The organism is Novosphingobium sp. BL-S-33 (assembly GCF_056857025.1).
On the sequence record NZ_CM166474.1, the window covers coordinates 1153936 to 1171360 of the forward strand.

The following is a 17425-nucleotide window of genomic DNA, read 5'->3' on the forward strand; positions in this document are numbered from 1 at the left end:
AACAATGGGAGAGCAGGCAGTGGGACAAGATGCAGCGGCGGCGCCGCAATTCGAAGCCAATGGCGATGTGCGGGTTCCGGCCTTCGTCCTGCCCGCCTCCAGCCTGCTGAGCGAGGAAGCCGCAGCGTTCCAGCGTTCCCGCGCGGCAATGCCGGCCTTCGATGCCGCCGGAGAGCAAGAAGCAGACATCGCGGCCCGGCGCGCGCAAATCAATGCCTATGCCGCGCAGGGCGTTGCCCGCCTGCGCGAGAATTTCGCGGTGGAGATCGTCCCGAAAACCATCGGCGGCGTGGAGGTGCTCGACGTCACCCCCGCCGATGGCAGCGACGATCCCGAACGCGTGCTGATCAACCTGCACGGCGGGGCCTTCACCGTGGGGTGGGACGGCATTGCGCTGATGGAGGCGATCCCCATCGCCGCTCTCGGCAAGTTCCGCGTCGTCAGCGTCAATTACCGCATGGCGCCCGAATACCGGCACCCGGCGGGTGTGGAGGACGTTGCGGCGGTCTATGCCGCGCTGCTGGAAGATTACGCGCCGGGCCGGATCGGCATCTACGGCGGTTCTGCAGGCGGCGCTCTGACGGCGCAGGCGGCGGCATGGCTGCCAGCGCACGGACTGCCGCAAGCGGGGGCAGTCGGCATTTTCGGCGCGGGCGGGGTGCCGTTCGGGGCCGGCGAGTCCGCCTATGTCGCGGGCTATATCGACGGCTCGTTCCCGCCGCCGCCCGCCGACGGCAGCACGCCCATCGACATCACGCGCGGCTATTTCGACGGTTGCGACCCGCGCGATCCCAGCGCTTGGCCGGGCTATCATCTGGACGTGCTGGCCACCTTCCCGCCCACGCTGATCATCACCGGCACCCGCGCGATGGACCTCAGCCCGGCGATCTTCACCAACTCGCAGTTGCTCAAGGCCGGTATCCGCTCCACGCTGATCGTGGGCGAGGGCATGGGGCACTGCTACCACTACGGCCTCCACATGCCCGAAGGGCGCGATGCCGTGGCGCTGATCCTTTCCTTCTTCCGTGAGAACCTGTCCCGATGAGCGAAGACACACCTTGGGCGGGGCCCCTTGCCGGGGTGCGGGTGATCGACTTTACCCGCGTGCTGGCGGGGCCCGCCGCGAGTCTGGCGCTGGCCGATATGGGCGCCGAAGTGTTCAAGATCGAGCCGCCCGGCACCGGCGACGAGACGCGCACTTTCCCGCCCACGCGCGATGGGGAGAGCCACTATTATCTCGCGGTCAATCGCGGCAAGAAATCGATCGTCGTCGACCTCAAGAGCGAGGACGGGCTGGCGCTGGTCCGCGATCTGGCGGCCAAGTGCGATGTGTTGGTGGAGAACTACCGGCCCGGCGTGATGGACCGGCTCGGCCTTGGTTACGAGGCGATGAAGGCGATCAACCCGCGCCTGATCTATTGCTCGATCTCGGGCTATGGACAGACCGGCCCGCTGAAGGACCGGCCCAGTTTCGACATCGTGCTTCAGGCGATGTCCGGCGCGCTTTCCATGAACGGAGAGCCGGACGGGCTGCCGACCAAGCTGGGCATTCCACTGGGCGATCTGGTCGGCGGCATCAACGGGCCGATCGGCATCCTCTCCGCCCTTTACGAGCGCGAGCGGACCGGCGTGGGGCGGCATATCGACGTCAGCCTGATGGATGGGCTGATCGGCATGCTGGGCTACATCGCGCAGCTCGCCTTTTTCAACGGCACCGATCCCAGCCGGGTGGGGTCGCAGCATCCCAACCTCGTGCCTTATGGCATCTTCCCGGCGCGCGAAGGCTCCATCGTCGTTGCCTGTCTGACGCCGGGATTCTGGAGCCGCATCTGCCGCTCCATCGAGCGGCCGGAACTGACCGAAGACTCGCGCTACGACACGCTGGAAAAGCGCCGCGATGCACGGGCCGAGGTCAACGCCATCGTCAGCGCCTTTACCGAACGTCACAGTGTGGACGAACTGGTGGCGATCTTCACCGCGCACGAAGTGCCGCACGCGCCGATCCTGGGCGTGTCCGAAGCGCTGGCGCAGCCGCAGGCGGTGGAGCGCGAAATGGTGGTGGAAACGCAGCACAAGACGCTGGGGCCGATCCCCATCGTCAATCGCCCGATCCGCTTCACCGATGCCCCGCAGCCGGTGCCCAGCGCGCCGCCAGTGCTGGGCGAGCACACCGATTCCATTTTGGAGGACGTGCTCGATCTTTCGCCGGAGCGAATTGCGCAGCTTCGCCGCGCCGGAGTGGTTGCCTGAGCCCACGCTTCAGGCAAGGCTGGCGGAAAGAACCTGAGAGGATTTCCAGATGGCCGACCTGCGCTTCGATAATCGTGTCGCCGTGATCACCGGCGGCGGGCGTGGGCTCGGTCGGGCGCACGCACTGTTGCTGGCGAGCCGGGGTTGCAAGATCGTCGTCAACGATCCCGGCGTCTCGATGGCAGGCGATGCCACCGACGAAGGCCCGGCCGAGACGCTTGCCGCTGAAATCCGCGCGGCGGGCGGGGAGGCTGTCGCCAACACCGACAGCGTCGCCACGCCGGAAGGCGGCAAGGCGATCATCCGGTCCGCACTCGATGCCTTCGGGCGGATCGATATCCTGATCCACTCGGCCGGGAACGTGCGGCGCGGCAGCCTGTCCGAACTCGCGTACGAGGATTTCACCAGCGTCCTCGATGTCCACCTGAAGGGCGCCTATCACGTCGTGCGCGAGGCGTTTCCGCACATGATGGCGCAGGGCTTCGGGCGTATCGTGCTGACCAGTTCGATCAACGGGCTCTACGGCAAGTCGGACAATGTGACTTACGCGATGTGCAAGGCGGGTTTCATGGGCCTGTCCAATACCGCCGCGATCGAGGGGCAGCACAATAACGTGAAGTCCAACCTGATCGTGCCCGCTGCCGTCACCCGCATGTCCGAAGGGATCGACACCAGCCAATTCCCGCCGATGGAACCGGAACAGGTGGCGCCGATGGTCGGCTATCTCTGCCATGAAAGCTGTGAGGCTTCGGGCGAGATGTTTGTCGCCATGGGTGGCCGTCTGGCGCGGGCCAAGGTGATGGAGAACGAGGGCGCGTTCCGGCCGGACTGGTCGCTGGAGCAAGTGGCCGAGCAGATCGATACCATCCGTAACGGGGGTGAGGCGCTGGCCTTCCCGCCAGTGCCGGACGGGCAACTTGAGCATCTACTCTATGGCTTCGCGATGATCCGACGGGAAACCGTGGCGTGATCCGCTTAAATTGTTGTAAGAAGCGGGTTGATTGGGTGGGTGATCAATAAACTATTCACCGCCAAATCGTATGCAGTTGCTCGTCTATTTCGTGCGACTGGAAATATAATGCGCTTTGCTTTTGGCTTGCTTGCTGCCCTTTGTTTGTCCACCCCTGCATTGGCCCGCGATGCTGCGCCTAATTACGTGCCGCTAAGTGGGGCATTCAGCGAAGGGTACAAGGAAAAGCTGCAAGGCGATGGCACGTACAGGATCGTCACGGAATATCATGTGCGAGATCCGCTAATGGCCTTGGATGTGGCGCTCTATCGCGCTGCAGAACTCGCTCGGCAGGCCGGCAAGCCCTATGTTCAGATACTGGGCGGCTACGGCAGCACCTCCTATGGCACTTCGTCGGGGTTCGTATACGCGCGCCCCGTCGATAGCGCTGCAGCGCCGACGGCGTGCCGGGACAAGCGTTGCTATACGGCGGATGTCGGCAAAGTTCTTGAGGCGCTCAGCGGCCCATCAGGCAATCAACCCGGCGTTGCCAAGCCATCCTACACGGATGAAAAGGGGCGTCAGGTTTCGATGCTGGGCTATGGGATCGGCGCGATTGCCTGGGCAGAGCGGTGACCTTTTCCGGGTAGTCTTCGTGGCTGAGATTGCTGCCCGGCGGGGGGGCAGTTTCAGCCGCGCAAGTCCTGCAGGCAGCGGGTAAACCAGTCGGCCACTTGGGCGCGCTCGCTTTCGCCGAAGCCGGTCAGCGGCAGGTGGCGCAGGAAGAATACGAAGCCGATCGACAGGATCGAGATTTCGAGCGCCTTCACGGCGCCGCTCTCGCCGCCAATCGCCTCCGCCATTGGCGCGATGCAGCGCCGCGCGAAGACCTGCGCGGCGATCTCGGCCGCTTCCGGCGCGCCGGAGGCCATGGCGATCATCAGCATAGGCTGCACCGATTCCGCGCTTCCCAGCAATTCCGTCGTGATGTGCCGGGCGAAGTCCTCGGGCGCGACGGCCAGCAGCGGATCGACCGCCATGGCCTGATCCAGCGCCGCCTCGAACAGCCCCGCTTTCGATCCGTAATAGCGCAGCAGCAGCGGCGAACTGATCCCGGCGCGCGCGGCGATTTCGCGGATGCCGGTATGCGAATAGCCGCTGGTCGAGAACAAGTGCTTGGCCGCATCGAGAATGCGCGCGCGCGTGGCTTCTGCGTTTCTGGCGCCATTGCGGGGAGAAGGTGCTTCCATCGCTCGCAGGCTATCGCCGGGATTGACAGAAGGGCAAGAGCAACCGAAGTTACCATTCGATAACATAACTGCGGAGAAAGCTGAGATGGCGACTTTCGTTCTCGTTCACGGCGGCGGTCATGGCGGCTGGTGCTACAAGCCGGTGGCGCAGAGGTTGCGTGCCATGGGGCATGAGGTTCACACCCCGTCGCTCAGCGGCCTTGGCGATCGCAAGCATCTGCTGAGCCCGGCGATCGACCTCGACACCCATATCGACGACGTGGCCCAGTTGCTGGAATTCGAGGATCTGACCGACGCGATCCTGGTTGGCCACAGCTATGGCGGCATGGTCATCACCGGCGCGGCGGATCGCCAGCCGGGGCGGGTGGGGCACCGTGTCTATCTGGATGCCGCCTATCCGGTCGACGGCGAATCGCTACACGAACATGCTTTCGAGATGATCGATCAGGCGCGCCAGACGATGTGGCAAGTGGATGGGGTGGACGTGGTGCTTGAACCCATGCCGGGCTTCGCCGCTTTTTTTGGTGTGACAGACCCGGAACTGGGCGCCTGGACCGATGCGCGGCTGACGCGGCAGCCGTGGAAATGCTTCGCGCAGAAGATCGCTTTCACTGGCGAATCGGCCATGCGGGCGATTCCCGAGAGCCACCTGATCTGCACATCAACCATCCCAGGACGCGATATGCCGCTGCTGACCGAGCGTTCTGAGGGGCGTGTGTGGGATATCGACACCGGTCACGATCTCATGCTCACCGAGCCTGGCTGGGTCGCCGAGCGACTGGACGCCATCGCCCGGATCTGAAAATTGCTCGGTTAAGGAGATACTTGCGGTCAAAAACGGCCGATCGCGTTCGTGAATCCATGCTTCACCAAATGCGGTGACGCTGTAGCAAGGTGATACGGGGTGAGAACCCACGTTGTTTGTGCGGATTGACAGCCGGAGCCACTTTGGGATTTTGGCTGCATCCGCTTGAACGGGCTGCAACGATGGCGAGTTCCTTGACCGAACCAGTTTCCGACACCCACGTCTGGATCGCGCGCCTGCGCGATTTTCTTCACGATTGCGCCGGCAGCGCGTCCGCGGAGGAGTACGACCGCATTCGCGAGGCCGTGTTGCTTCTGCACGATCCGGACGGGCAGAGCGGCGCGACGTTCGAGCCCACCACGATCGAGGCGATGCTCTCGTGCGGGGCGGCCGAGAGCGCGGTGTTTGCCATCGTCGGGCCCGACGTCAATTGCATGGTCTCTCGCGGGAGCGCGGGATCGTGCCTGGCGACGCTGGTCCTGCCCGATGGGTCCGAGGAAGTGATCTCCGAAGGCGCCACGTTCGGGCTGGCGCTGCTGGCGGCCTATGTCTCGATGATCCTTTCGGGTCTTGAGCGCGATGACGGGATGTCAGCGCCGCTCACTTTGCCGAATGGCGCAAGGCTGCACTGAGACAGGCAGGAAACGGGACGGCCTTAAAACGGGACGGGGCATCCGGTAGGTCGCACGAAGACTGGATCCCCCGCCAGTTAGCTTATCAAGGGTCCGCGACGGCTCCGGTCAGGAGGGGATTGTGACCGTGCCGCCACCCATTTGCACGAGCGTAGCTATCCCTGCCCGGGCCCACAGGCGATCGTCAGCAGCAGGACGACTTTGGCGATGCCCTTGGCCATCTCGATCCATCCGGTCAGCCCGAACATCCGCTTTAGGCCGGAGAGCGGATCGATCCGCGCCCCCTTGGGCAGGACATTGCTGCCCAGCCAGCGCCCCTCGCCAAAGCCGAGCTGCGAAACGAGCGCGACGAGGATCACGCCAATCCCGAGCACGAGGATCGGCGGCAGGAGCTCGACCAGAACTTGCAGCAGGCGCTGGCCCGGCATGAAGTCGTCGATATCGGCGCGGCGCCACGTGAACCCGTTGGCCACCGCGCGCAGCAGCTGGTCCAACACCCACGGCCCGGCGAGTGCCAGCCATGCTCAGCCCATCGCCACGCCCGCCGCCGTCGCCATCTCGCGCGAACGGATGACATCGCCCTTCTCAGCTGTATCTTTCTGGCGCTTGTCAGTGGGGGTGAAGCTCTCTTCGCCTTCCTGCTCGCCCATGCCATGGCCGCAGGGGGCGTCACGGCGGCGATTCCGCCCAGCACGCCCGCCGAGAGGCCTAGCGCGACGAGGTTGAGCGCGGGGGGCGAGCGGCTGAGCGCTCCCTTCACCACTTGCATCACCAGCAGGACCGGACAGCCGGGCAAGGCTATTGCCGCGCCGGTGGCGAATGTGCACGAGGCGAAGGAGGCGACCAGCGCGAAGCGCTGCGCCGGGGGGGCGCCGCGCTCGAACAGGCGGGTATTTCCTACCACATCGACAATTCCTCCGGCGCGCTGACAGTTGGCGAGGGGGACTCTACCGCGTCCGCATGCTAGTCGCCGCCGACGGGACGTTGGCGACGCCGGAAACCGGTGACCAGATGCTGGATAAACTGCCGATGGGCGCCAGCTGCACGCTCGAAGGCGAACGCCGCGCGCTACGCGCGAGCACGATCTCCAGCTGACCATCGGCGAAATCGACGGCGCCCGCGTCCAAATTGCGGAGGGGGAAAATCCGAGTTCGTGCGCCATAACATGCCGCCCTCGGCCTCGGTGATGATCCGCCTCAAGCGCGACGAGCATGCCGGAGGCCGTTCAGACGGAGATCGTCCATCGCATCGCTACGCTGGTCCCGCAGGCCTCCAGCGCGGGAACGACAGTGTTGGGTCAGGTCGTCTTGTGTTCGAAGGGCTTCGTTCAGCCTCAGCCCAGATAAATCCCCGCCGGATTACCCGTCACGCCCGATTCCACCTCGAACAGCGCGCCGTCGAATTCCGATTCCGGCAGGCCCTTCGCTGCCGAAGTCACGAACATGCGATCGAGGTTCTCGCCGGCAAAGGCAATGTTGGTGATGCGCCGGGCGGGCAGTTCGATCGAGCGGTCCCGCGTGCCGTCGGGCGCGAAGCGGGTGATCTTGCCGCCGTCCCAGTGAGCGACCCAGAGGAAGCCCTCGGCATCGGTGGTCATGCCGTCCGGATAGCCGTCCTCTTCCGAGAAGCGGATGAATTCCTCGCGGTCATGGGCGCTGTCCGGGGCGCCCTTTGCGTCGAGCTTGAAGCGATAGATCGTCCGCAGCGCCGAATCGGTATGGTAGAGCCACTGCCCGCAGGGCGAGAAAGCCGGGCCGTTGGGCACGGTATAGCCCGAATCGATGACCTGCCATTCGCCCTCGGAAGAGAGGCGATAGAGCGTGCCGATCGCGTTCTCTTCCGCCATTTCCAGCGTGCCGCACCAGATCGCGCCGTGGCGGTCGGCCTTGCCGTCGTTCATGCGGTTGCCGGGCAGGTGCGGTTCGGGATCGTTGCGCTCGGAGATCGTCAGCGGATCGAGCGTGATATGGGCGACGCCGTCCTGAAAACCGCCGATCAATCCGCCTTCCGCGCGCTCGGCGACCCAGCCGAGGCGGGCAGGCATGTCCCAGCGGGTGACCACGTTGTCCGAAAGGCTCAGGCGATTGAGGGCGGGGGCAAGGATGTCGACCCAGTAGAACGCATTGTCGCGTGCGCACCACAGTGCGCCTTCGCCCAGTGTGTCGCGGACATCGCGTTCGATCTTGCGCCAGAGCGTCATCGCAGGTCTCCCATCCATTGCCGGTCAGTGTCGTGATTTTCGGGGTTTCGAATACAACTTCGGCCCACTTCCCCACCAGCCCCCAGCCCGGCTTACGCCGTGCAGACTCGGTGACCGGGACCGGTGGGAGAGTGAGCCGTTATCGTGCCCAGGCCCTGAAATTCTGCGAAGTTCGGGGCCGGGCAATGCACTATCGGGGTGCCCGGAAATCGTTCCGGACCCCCCGATCGTGCAGATCAGTGCCTGTCGTTTTAGTGATTATCGCGCGGCAGGCCCATGGTCTGGGCGATACGCTGGTACTTTTCCGCGCCTTCGAGGATCGCGCCGGTGTCGAGCTGGCCGACGACCGCACGCTGGATCTCCTGCCACGGGGTCTGCGAAGCCGGGTAGGCATAGCCGCCCTTGGCTTCCAGCGCCGCGCGGCGAGCGGCCAGTTCCTCGTCCGAGATCAGCACGTCCACGCGGCCCTTCTTCAGGTCCATGCGCACGCGGTCACCGGTTTCGAGCAGGGCCAGACCGCCCATCGCCGCCGCTTCGGGGCTGGCGTTGAGGATCGAGGGGCTGCCCGAAGTGCCCGACTGGCGGCCGTCGCCGATGCACGGCAGGGCGCTGACGCCTTCGGTGATGAGGTAGGCGGGCGGACGCATGTTCACGACTTCGGCCGCGCCCGGATAACCGATCGGGCCGGCGCCGCGCATGAACATCAGCGTGTCGGGGGTGATGCCGGTGGCCGGATCGTCGATGCGGTGGTGGTAGTCTTCCGGACCGTCGAACACCACGGCCGGGCCTTCGAAGGCTTCCGGATCGTTGGGGTTCGACAGGTAGCGATTGCGGAACTCTTCCGAGATCACGCTGGTCTTCATGATCGCCGCGTCGAACAGGTTGCCCGACAGGACCAGGAAGCCCGCTTCCTCGACCAGCGGCTGGTCGAAGGTCTTGATGACGCGGTCGTCCTCGATGGTGGCATCGCGGCAGTTGTCGCCCATGGTCTTGCCATTGACGGTCATCGCGCCTTCCTTGATCAGCCCCTGGCCGATCAGCTGGGCGACGACGGCGGGCACGCCGCCTGCACGGTAGTAGTCCTCGCCAAGGTATTCGCCGGCGGGCTGGAGGTTGACCAGCAGCGGGATCTTGTGACCGTAAGTCTCCCAGTCCTTCAGCGGCAGTTCGACGCCGATGTGGCGGGCGATCGCGGCAAGGTGGATCGGGGCATTGGTCGAACCGCCGATGGCGGCGTTGACGACGATGGCGTTATGGAACGCGTCGAGCGTCAGGATGTCCGAGGGCTTGAGGTCCTCGTGCACCATGTCGACGATGCGCTTGCCGGTGTGGTAGGCGCATTCCTGGCGGTCGCGGTAAGGCGCGGGGATCGCCGCCGAACCCGGCAGCATCATGCCCAGCGCTTCGGCGAGCGAGTTCATCGTCGTCGCCGTGCCCATGGTGTTGCAGTAGCCGGTCGACGGGGCCGAGGAAGCGACGAGCTTGATGAAGCCGTCCGCATCCAGTTCGCCCGCCGCCATCATCTGGCGGCCCTTCCACACGATGGTGCCCGAGCCGGTACGCTCGCCCTTGTGCCAGCCGTTGAGCATCGGGCCGACCGAAAGCGCGATCGCCGGGATGTTCACGGTGGCTGCCGCCATCAGCAGTGCCGGGGTGGTCTTGTCGCAGCCGGTGGTCAGCACCACGCCGTCAAGCGGGTAGCCGTAGATCGCTTCGACCAGGCCGAGGTAGGCGAGGTTGCGATCAAGGCCCGCAGTCGGGCGCTTGCCGGTTTCCTGGATCGGGTGGACCGGGAACTCGATGGCGATGCCGCCGGCTTCACGGATGCCTTCGCGGATGCGCTCGGCCAGTACGAGGTGGTGGCGGTTGCAGGGCGACAGGTCGCTGCCGGTCTGGGCGATACCGATGATCGGCTTGCCCGAGCGAAGCTCTTCAAGGCTGAGGCCGAAGTTCAGGTACCGCTCCAGATAGAGCGAGGTCATGTCGACGTTGTCGGGATTGTCGAACCACGCGCGCGAGCGCAGCTTAGCGGGAGTCTTGTCGGTCATGGTGCGTTTCGTTTCGTTCGATCAGCGCGAGGCCGTGGAAAGGCGATAGATCATGACATGCTGGTAGGGCTTGCCGGGATCGACGCGGGTGGAGACGAAATTGGGGTGATTCGGGGCGTCGGGGAACTTCTGCGGTTCCAGCGCGATGCCGTCACCCATGCGGTAAACGTGGCCGTTCTTGCCGATGAAGGTGCCGTCCAGGAAGTTGCCGGAGTAGAACTGCACGCCGGGTTCGGTGGTCAGCAGTTCCAGCACGCGGCCCGAAACCGGGTCTTCGAGGCGGGCAGCCAGTTCGGGGGTCTTGGTCACGCCCTTGTCGAGCGCGAAGTTGTGATCGTAGCCGCGGCCCTTGACGATCTGGTCGTCGCGGCCATCGCGGATGCCTTCGCCGACCAGGCGGGCCTTGCGGAAGTCGAACACGGTGCCCGAAACGTCGCGCAGTTCGCCGGTCGGGATCAGCTTGTCGCTGACGGGCGTGTAGTGGCTGGCCGGGATCGTCAGGAGATCCTGGGTCGCGTCGCGCGGGCTGCCTTCACCGGCCATGTTGAAGATGGCGTGATTGGTCATGTTGAGCACGGTCGGCTTGTCGGTCGTGGCGTCGAACACGATCTTGAGGTTGCCCTGCTCGTCCAGCGAGTAGGTCACTTTGGCCTTCACGGTGCCGGGATAGCCGGCATCGCCGTCAGGGCTGACGAGCGAGAACACGGCGGTCGCCACCGGGCCCGACTTGACCGATTCGACCTTCCAGTTCTGGACATCGAAGCCCTTGCCGCCGCCATGCAGCGACTGGCCGTGGTCGTTCTGGGGAAGCTGGTAGGTCTTGCCGTCCAGCGTGAACTGGCCGTTCGCGATGCGGTTGCCATAGCGGCCGATGGTCGCGCCCCAGTAGTTGGGATGCGTCTCGAAGCTGGCAAGGTCATCGTAGGACAGCAGCACGTCGGCAACCTTGCCGTCGCGATCGGGTGCGTTCAGCTTCCAGAGCGTGGCGCCGAAGCTGAGGATCGTGGCCGAAATGCCGTTGGCGGCCTTCAGTGTCACCGCCGTGACGGCAGAGCCATTGGAAAGCGTGCCGGCAGGAGCCTGCGAGGCATCGGCGGCGAAGGCCGCGCCCGGAAGGGCGCAAGCAAGAGAAAGCGCGGAGGAAGTCACAAATACCTTGCGCAGAATCCTCATTCCCTTAGCTCCCATTTCGTTTCTGTATGTACGGACGAATCTCGGTGTGTTCCGGCGCCCTGGGCGGTGCTTTGGCCCATTGACGACGACGTTCCGCGCATATAGTCCGACAAATAGAAAGAGCGCAAGCCGGTTTGCCACAGGACCCGGCAGTTCTGTTATGAGAGGATAGACATGCCCCCAGTGGTTTCATCTGGAGATGCCCCCGTGCTTCATGCACCGCAGGCGGGCGTCCGTTACGGCCCCGCGCTTGCGCTGCTTGCCAGCCTGTTCTTCATGTGGGGCTTCATCACGGTCATCAACAACACGCTGCTGCCGCACCTGCGCGCCGTGTTCGACCTTAACTACACCCAGACGACGCTGATCGAATCGGTGTGGTTCATCGCCTATTTCTTCGCCTCGATTCCCTCGGCCAAGCTGATCGAACGGATCGGTTACCAGAAGTCGCTGGTCACCGGCCTGCTGATCATGGCGGCGGGCGCGCTGGGCATGATGCTGGCCGCCAGCATCCCGTCCTACGGCGTGACGCTGGTCATGCTCTTCGTGATCGCCAGCGGCATCACCCTGCTTCAGGTGGCGGCGAACCCTTACGTCGCCGTCGTCGGCAAGCCCGAGACCGCTTCCTCGCGCCTCAATCTGGTGCAGGCGCTGAACTCGATGGGCACCATGCTGGCGCCGATGTTCGGTGCTTACCTGATCCTCGGTCGTTCGAAGAGCGGCACGGCCGTTGCCGGCACCGTGCTGACCCCCGCCGAGCGCATTGCCGACGCGCACTCGGTGATCCTGCCTTACGCGCTTGTTGCGGTGGTGCTGGTGGTTCTGGCCGTCGTCATCGCCCGCTTCCCGCTGCCCGCGATGGGCTCGGCGAACTCGCGCGTTGCCAAGGACCAGCGCAAGAGCCTCTCGTTGTGGAGCCACCGCAACCTCGTGTTCGGCGTTCCGGCGATCTTCATCTACCTGATCGCGGAGATCGGCGTTGCTAATCTCTTCGTGAACTTCGTCAGCCAGCCCGACATCGCCAACCTCACCCATGAGCAGGCAGGCAAGTACCTGACCTTCCTGTGGGGCGGCATGATGGTCGGCCGTTTCGCCGGTTCGGCAATCATGCAGCGCTTCGACGCCTCGAAGGTCCTCGCCTTCTTCTCGGTCGGCGCGTTCCTGGTCATGATCACCACGGTCTTCGCGCATGGCCCGGTTGCCATGTGGTCGCTGATCCTCGTGGGCCTGTTCCACTCGATTATGTTCCCGACCATCTTCACGCTCGGCATTAAGGGCCTTGGCCCGCTGACCGAGGAAGGTTCGGGCCTGCTGGTCATGGCAATTGCCGGTGGCTCGCTGGTGATCGTGCAGGGCTGGCTTGCGGACACCTTCGGCTTGCAGAACTCGTTCCTGCTGACCGCCGTCTGCGAACTCTACGTGCTGTTCTATGCGCTGTGGGGCAGCAAGACGACGCATGCGGAACCGGATCTGGTTGTGCAGCCTGCCGAATAAGGCAGCGCGTTCAGCGATAAATGAAAAGGCCCCGGCGAGCGATCGCCGGGGCCTTTTGCTTTGGGTGTAAATGACCGGCTTGGCTCCGGTCCCAAACCACCTCAGAGCGCTCCAACTCCGTCATCCCCGCCTTCGCGGGCGGGGATGACGGGGTTTATGTTGTGAGCGCGTGGAATCGGGACGGAATGGTGAGGGAGGGAATCACTCCCCTCCGGCCGGAAGCTCCATCGCGCTGCGCGTATCCTCCAGCGCCAGATCGACCAGCACGTTCATCGCTTCCGCCGCGCCGGCCGCGTCGCCAGCAGCGATGGCGTCGTAGACGCGCACGTGGTCGGGGATCGGGTTGCGGGGCAGGGCGCGGGCGCGCTGCTTGAACTGGGTGGTCCAGTTCACCGCCGCCCCGATCGAGGCGCTGAGCACCAGCAGGGCGTCGTTACGGGTCGCCTGGAGAATCGCGTTGTGGAAATCGCGATCCGCCGCGCGGCCGGCCTCGGTGGTGAGCGTGTGCCGGCGCATTGCCGCCAGCGCGTCCTTCATCACCTTGAGGTCGTTCTTGTCGCGGCGCTGCGCGGCAAGGCGGGCGGCGGCGGGCTCGACGATGGCGCGCAGCTCGAACAGGCTGCGCACGAACTCGATATCCGGCTCCCCCGCGAAAGCCCAGCCCAGCACTTCGGGGTCCAGCAGGTTCCAGCGATCCCTTGGCAATACCCGCGTTCCGGCCTTGGGACGGCTTGCGACCAGACCCTTCGCCGTGAGCACCTGAATGGCTTCCCGATAGGCACTCCGCGACACCTGGAGCTCCTCGGCGAAGGCAACTTCACCAGAAAGAATATCCCCGGGCGCATATTTGCCGGACAAGATGGCCGTTCCCAGTTTATGGGCGATTGCACCGTGCAGGCGGCGGCCCGGACCCCGGGCCTCGTCGGCCGGCCTTGCACTTTCTTCATCGTTCACGAAATTGGCTTCTGACACTGTTACAGGCACCTCCCGAAAGGAACCTAACAGCCCTTTCAGCGTGAAGGAACGACAAACATTGCGTTTCCTGTGCGCTCGGAATATGTCGGAGTAAATAGGGAGACCCCAAATGACCGAATTCCGTTCCATCGTGGCCGCAACCGGTGAGCCCCAGGGCGAGCCGCTGGCCGTGAACGGCACTGCCGATGTCGCTGCCGCCTGCGCCGCAGCCGCTGCGGCTTTCGATACCTACCGTGCAACCGACCGTGAAACCCGCGCTTCGTTCCTGGAGCGAATCGCTGACGAGATCCTCGCCATCGGTGAGCCGCTGATCGAGGCCTACATGGCCGAGAGCGGCCTGCCGCGTGCGCGCGGTGAGGGCGAGCGTGGCCGCACCATGGGCCAGCTGCGCATGTTCGCCGATGTCGTTCGCAAGGGCCAGTGGCAGCAACTGCGCATCGATCCTGCCCTGCCGGACCGCGCCCCGCTGCCCCGTCCCGACCTGCGCCTGCGCATGATCCCGGTCGGCCCGGTCGCCGTATTCGGCGCATCGAACTTCCCGCTCGCCTTCTCGACCGCCGGTGGCGACACCGCTTCGGCGCTCGCCGCCGGTTGCCCGGTCGTGGTCAAGGGTCACCCCGCCCACCCGATCACCGGCAGCCTGATTGCCGCCGCGATCGCCAAGGCGGTCAAGGACGCCGGCCTTCCCGAAGGCGTGTTCCAGCACCTTGTCGGCCCGTCGAACGAACTCGGCGCCGCTCTGGTTCAGGATCCGCGTATCGCTGCGGTTGGCTTCACCGGCTCGCGCGGTGGCGGTCTCGCCCTCGCCAAGCTGGCGCAGGCCCGCGAAGTGCCGATCCCGGTCTATGCCGAAATGTCGAGCATCAACCCGGTCCTGCTGCTTCCCGAAGCGCTGAAGGCGCGCGGCGAAGCACTTGGCACAGCATTCGTCGGTTCGCTGACGATGGGCGCAGGCCAGTTCTGCACCAACCCCGGCCTGATTCTGGCCGTCGAGGGTGAAGGTCTGGACGCATTCGTCGCTGCCGCCACCGGCGGCGTGTCGGAAGCCAAGCCGCAGACCATGCTGACCACCGGAATCGCCGCCGCTTATGCCAAGGGCGTGGAAGCGCTTGAAGGCAATGCGGGCGTCGAGACCATCGCCAAGGGCGAAGAAGGCAGCAAGACCACCGGCGGTGCGATCCTGTTCCAGACCACGGCTGCACAGTTCCTCGCCGACAAGGCGATCGGCCACGAAGTGTTCGGCGCTGCGTCGATCGTCGTGCGCTGCAAGGACGAAGCCGAACTCGCCAGCCTGCTCGAAGGTCTTGAAGGCCAGCTGACCGCCACCCTGCACATGGACGAAGCCGACGAAGCCGCCGCTTCGCGCCTGCTGCCGGTGCTGGAACGCAAGGTTGGCCGTATCCTCGTCAACGGTTGGCCGACCGGCGTCGAAGTGTGCCACGCGATGGTGCACGGCGGCCCGTTCCCCTCGACCTCCGACCCGCGCACCACGTCGGTCGGCAGCCTTGCGATCGACCGCTTCCTGCGTCCGGTCAGCTACCAGAACTTCGCACAGGGCCTGCTTCCGGCAGAACTGCGCGACGCAGCCTACGGTGACGGCGCCCCGCGCCTGATCGACGGCACGCTTACCCTCTAATCAGCCCACCCAATCCCCGCGGCGCGCTCCCCCAAGAAGGCGCGCCGCGGATCGGGCTAAGACGCCCCGGGAGAGATCCATGACTTACCTTCGCCTGCTCCAGCATCGCGCGCCCGACGGCGTGCGTTCCGTTATCCTTGCCGAGGGCGATGCCGCCCACTTCCTTCAGGGCGTCACCACCACCCGCGAACTCGCCCAGCGCGCCATCGCCGAAGGCGTGACACTGGCCGAGGCCGCCAAGGCTTGCGCTGCGGGCGAAGCGGTCGACATCAAGGCCGAATTCGCGGCCGGCACCCTGCTGGCCCCGATCGACCACGACGATTCCGCGCACCTGCTGATGACCGGCACCGGCCTGACGCACCTTGGCTCGGCCGAAGGCCGCAACAAGATGCACGCCGCCGCCGCCTCGGGTGAGCACGTCACCGATTCCATGCGCATGTTCCTTGAGGGCCTGGAAGGCGGCAAGCCCGCTGCCGGCACCGAAGGCCAGCAGCCGGAATGGTTCTACAAGGGCGACGGCCAGCTGCTCGTCGGCCCCGGCGAAGCGCTGACCATGCCTGCGTTCGCCAAGGACGGCGGCGAAGAGCCCGAACTGGCGGGCATCTATCTCGTCGGCGAAGACGGCAATGTCTACCGCCTCGGCCTCGCGCTCGCCAACGAGTTCTCGGACCATGTGACCGAGCGCCACAACTACCTCTGGCTCGCCCACTCGAAGCTGCGTCAGGCCGCGCTTGGCCCGGAACTGCTGCTCGGCACCCCGCCGGAGAAGATCGAAGGCACCAGCAAGATCGTGCGCGATGGCGAAACGATCTGGGAGAAGCCCTTCCTCTCGGGCGAGGCGAACATGTCGCACACGTTCGCCAACCTTGAGCACCACCACTTCAAGTACGACCTGTTCCGCCGTGCCGGCGACGTGCACGTCCACTTCTTCGGCACCGCCACGCTCTCGTTCAGCGACGGCGTGCAGACGCAGGAAGGCGACGTGTTCGAGATCTCGGCCGCGCCGTTCACCCTGCCGGTCGCCAACCCGCTCGCCCGCGCTGCCGCTCCGGCTGCGCCGACCATGACCGTGAAGGCGCTCTGAGCCATGGATCCGATCCGCATTGCCATCGTTGGCGTGGGCAAGATCGCCCGCGACCAGCACATCCCCGCCATCGAAGGCAACCCGAACTTCAGCCTGGGTGCCACGGTCAGCCCGCATCATCGCGGCCCCGAAGGCATCCCGCACTTCAGCAGCCTTGAAGACCTGATCGAGAACGGCCCGGCCATCGACGCGGTGGCGCTCTGCACCCCGCCGCAGGTCCGTTACGATCTGGCCGCGCTGGCGCTGTCGAAGGGCATGCACGTGTTCCTCGAAAAGCCGCCGGGCGCCACGCTGGCCGAAGTGGCCGCGCTGGAAAGCTGCGCCGAGAAGGTGGGCGCGTCGCTGTTCGCATCGTGGCACTCGCGCTACGCCGCCGGTGTCGCTCCGGCCCGCGCCTGGCTGGCAGAGCGCACCATTCTCAGCGCCAAGATCATCTGGCGCGAGGACGTGCGCGTCTGGCATCCGGGTCAGGACTGGATCTGGGAGCCGGGCGGTCTTGGCGTGTTCGATCCGGGCATCAATGCCCTGTCGATCGCCACGCACATCATGCCGCGCCCGTTTTTCCTGAAGGATGCCACGCTCAGCCTGCCGGCCAACCGCGCCGCGCCGATCGCCGCCGATATCGAGTTCCGCGATACCGCCGGGGCCGAAATCCACATGGACCTCGACTGGCGCCAGACCGGCCCGCAGTCGTGGGACATCATTGTCGAGACCGACGCGGGAACGCTGAAGCTCGCCAATGGCGGTGCCGTGCTCACCCTGCCCACCGGCACCGAGCACAATGAGGACATGGAATATCCCGGCCTCTACGCGCGCTTCGCCAACCTGATCCGTGGCGGCCGCAGCGATGTGGACATCGCGCCGCTGCGCCTCGTCGCCGACGCATTCCTGCGCGGCAAGCGCGAACTCGTCGAAGAATTCCACGACTGATA

Annotated in this window: 18 protein-coding genes; 11 read left to right on the forward strand and 7 right to left on the reverse strand. The window is 65.4% G+C overall.

What is annotated here, in order from left to right:
* The first annotated feature begins 19 nt into the window (after positions 1 to 19).
* The 4 genes from AC1VVM_RS05385 (at position 20) to AC1VVM_RS05400 (ending at position 3835) form a co-directional block, all read left to right on the forward strand.
* On the forward strand, positions 20 to 1045 hold the full coding sequence (locus tag AC1VVM_RS05385; protein WP_482956048.1) for an alpha/beta hydrolase: 1026 nt from the start codon (positions 20 to 22) through the stop codon (positions 1043 to 1045).
* The gene (locus tag AC1VVM_RS05390) at positions 1042 to 2250 is read left to right on the forward strand and encodes a CaiB/BaiF CoA transferase family protein (RefSeq protein ID WP_482903049.1); all 1209 of its coding nucleotides are present in this window, start codon (positions 1042 to 1044) and stop codon (positions 2248 to 2250) included. Before AC1VVM_RS05385 ends, AC1VVM_RS05390 begins: the two co-directional genes overlap by 4 nt.
* A gap of 49 nt (positions 2251 to 2299) precedes the next feature.
* The gene (locus tag AC1VVM_RS05395) at positions 2300 to 3220 is read left to right on the forward strand and encodes an SDR family NAD(P)-dependent oxidoreductase (protein ID WP_482903050.1); all 921 of its coding nucleotides are present in this window, start codon (positions 2300 to 2302) and stop codon (positions 3218 to 3220) included.
* A gap of 108 nt (positions 3221 to 3328) precedes the next feature.
* Entirely contained in the window at positions 3329 to 3835 is a 507-nt protein-coding gene (locus AC1VVM_RS05400) for a hypothetical protein (RefSeq protein ID WP_482956049.1), read from the forward strand.
* 53 nt (positions 3836 to 3888) lie between these two features.
* Here AC1VVM_RS05400 and AC1VVM_RS05405 read toward each other — a convergent pair whose 3' ends face one another.
* The gene (locus AC1VVM_RS05405; protein ID WP_482903052.1) at positions 3889 to 4449 is read right to left on the reverse strand and encodes a TetR/AcrR family transcriptional regulator; all 561 of its coding nucleotides are present in this window, start codon (positions 4447 to 4449) and stop codon (positions 3889 to 3891) included.
* A gap of 85 nt (positions 4450 to 4534) precedes the next feature.
* Between AC1VVM_RS05405 and AC1VVM_RS05410 the strand changes: the two genes are divergently transcribed.
* Positions 4535 to 5251, forward strand: coding sequence for an alpha/beta hydrolase (locus AC1VVM_RS05410; protein WP_482956050.1), 717 nt, complete (start codon positions 4535 to 4537; stop codon positions 5249 to 5251).
* A gap of 197 nt (positions 5252 to 5448) precedes the next feature.
* A complete protein-coding gene (locus AC1VVM_RS05415; protein WP_482903054.1) occupies positions 5449 to 5886 on the forward strand; it encodes a hypothetical protein in 438 nt (145 codons plus the stop codon).
* 155 nt (positions 5887 to 6041) lie between these two features.
* Here AC1VVM_RS05415 and AC1VVM_RS05420 read toward each other — a convergent pair whose 3' ends face one another.
* Positions 6042 to 6380 (reverse strand): EscU/YscU/HrcU family type III secretion system export apparatus switch protein, encoded by a 339-nt coding sequence (locus tag AC1VVM_RS05420; protein WP_482903055.1) that lies wholly within the window; start codon positions 6378 to 6380, stop codon positions 6042 to 6044.
* 30 nt (positions 6381 to 6410) lie between these two features.
* On the reverse strand, positions 6411 to 6536 hold the full coding sequence (locus tag AC1VVM_RS05425; RefSeq protein ID WP_482956051.1) for a hypothetical protein: 126 nt from the start codon (positions 6534 to 6536) through the stop codon (positions 6411 to 6413).
* Positions 6537 to 6846: 310 nt separating this feature from the next.
* On the opposite strand from AC1VVM_RS05425, the gene AC1VVM_RS05430 reads away from it, so the two are divergent.
* Entirely contained in the window at positions 6847 to 6981 is a 135-nt protein-coding gene (locus AC1VVM_RS05430; RefSeq protein WP_482956052.1) for a hypothetical protein, read from the forward strand.
* A gap of 238 nt (positions 6982 to 7219) precedes the next feature.
* On the opposite strand, the gene AC1VVM_RS05435 is transcribed toward AC1VVM_RS05430, so the two are convergent.
* The 3 genes from AC1VVM_RS05435 to AC1VVM_RS05445 all read right to left on the reverse strand — a co-directional run bounded on the left by AC1VVM_RS05435 (position 7220) and on the right by AC1VVM_RS05445 (position 11298).
* Positions 7220 to 8086 carry an SMP-30/gluconolactonase/LRE family protein gene (locus tag AC1VVM_RS05435; protein ID WP_482956053.1) on the reverse strand — a complete coding sequence of 289 codons (867 nt, stop codon included), beginning with the start codon at positions 8084 to 8086 and terminating at the stop codon, positions 7220 to 7222.
* Between the two features lie 251 nt (positions 8087 to 8337).
* The gene (locus AC1VVM_RS05440; RefSeq protein ID WP_132388237.1) at positions 8338 to 10134 is read right to left on the reverse strand and encodes an IlvD/Edd family dehydratase; all 1797 of its coding nucleotides are present in this window, start codon (positions 10132 to 10134) and stop codon (positions 8338 to 8340) included.
* A gap of 21 nt (positions 10135 to 10155) precedes the next feature.
* Positions 10156 to 11298, reverse strand: coding sequence for an aldose epimerase family protein (locus AC1VVM_RS05445; protein ID WP_482905152.1), 1143 nt, complete (start codon positions 11296 to 11298; stop codon positions 10156 to 10158).
* Positions 11299 to 11481: 183 nt separating this feature from the next.
* Between AC1VVM_RS05445 and AC1VVM_RS05450 the strand changes: the two genes are divergently transcribed.
* Positions 11482 to 12798: a sugar MFS transporter gene (locus AC1VVM_RS05450; protein WP_482903059.1), complete on the forward strand. Its 1317-nt coding sequence runs from the start codon at positions 11482 to 11484 to the stop codon at positions 12796 to 12798.
* Between the two features lie 201 nt (positions 12799 to 12999).
* Here the strand turns inward: AC1VVM_RS05450 and AC1VVM_RS05455 are convergent, their stop codons facing one another.
* Positions 13000 to 13770: a FadR/GntR family transcriptional regulator gene (locus AC1VVM_RS05455; RefSeq protein WP_482903060.1), complete on the reverse strand. Its 771-nt coding sequence runs from the start codon at positions 13768 to 13770 to the stop codon at positions 13000 to 13002.
* 112 nt (positions 13771 to 13882) lie between these two features.
* Here AC1VVM_RS05455 and AC1VVM_RS05460 point away from each other — a divergent pair, with 112 nt between their 5' ends.
* The 3 genes from AC1VVM_RS05460 (at position 13883) to AC1VVM_RS05470 (ending at position 17423) form a co-directional block, all read left to right on the forward strand.
* Positions 13883 to 15409 carry an aldehyde dehydrogenase (NADP(+)) gene (locus AC1VVM_RS05460; protein WP_482903061.1) on the forward strand — a complete coding sequence of 509 codons (1527 nt, stop codon included), beginning with the start codon at positions 13883 to 13885 and terminating at the stop codon, positions 15407 to 15409.
* A gap of 79 nt (positions 15410 to 15488) precedes the next feature.
* Complete coding sequence (gene araD1 / locus AC1VVM_RS05465; protein ID WP_482903062.1) at positions 15489 to 16493, forward strand: AraD1 family protein; 1005 nt, start codon at positions 15489 to 15491, stop codon at positions 16491 to 16493.
* A 3-nt stretch (positions 16494 to 16496) separates the two neighbouring features.
* Entirely contained in the window at positions 16497 to 17423 is a 927-nt protein-coding gene (locus AC1VVM_RS05470; protein ID WP_482956054.1) for a Gfo/Idh/MocA family protein, read from the forward strand.
* Positions 17424 to 17425: the final 2 nt, after the last annotated feature.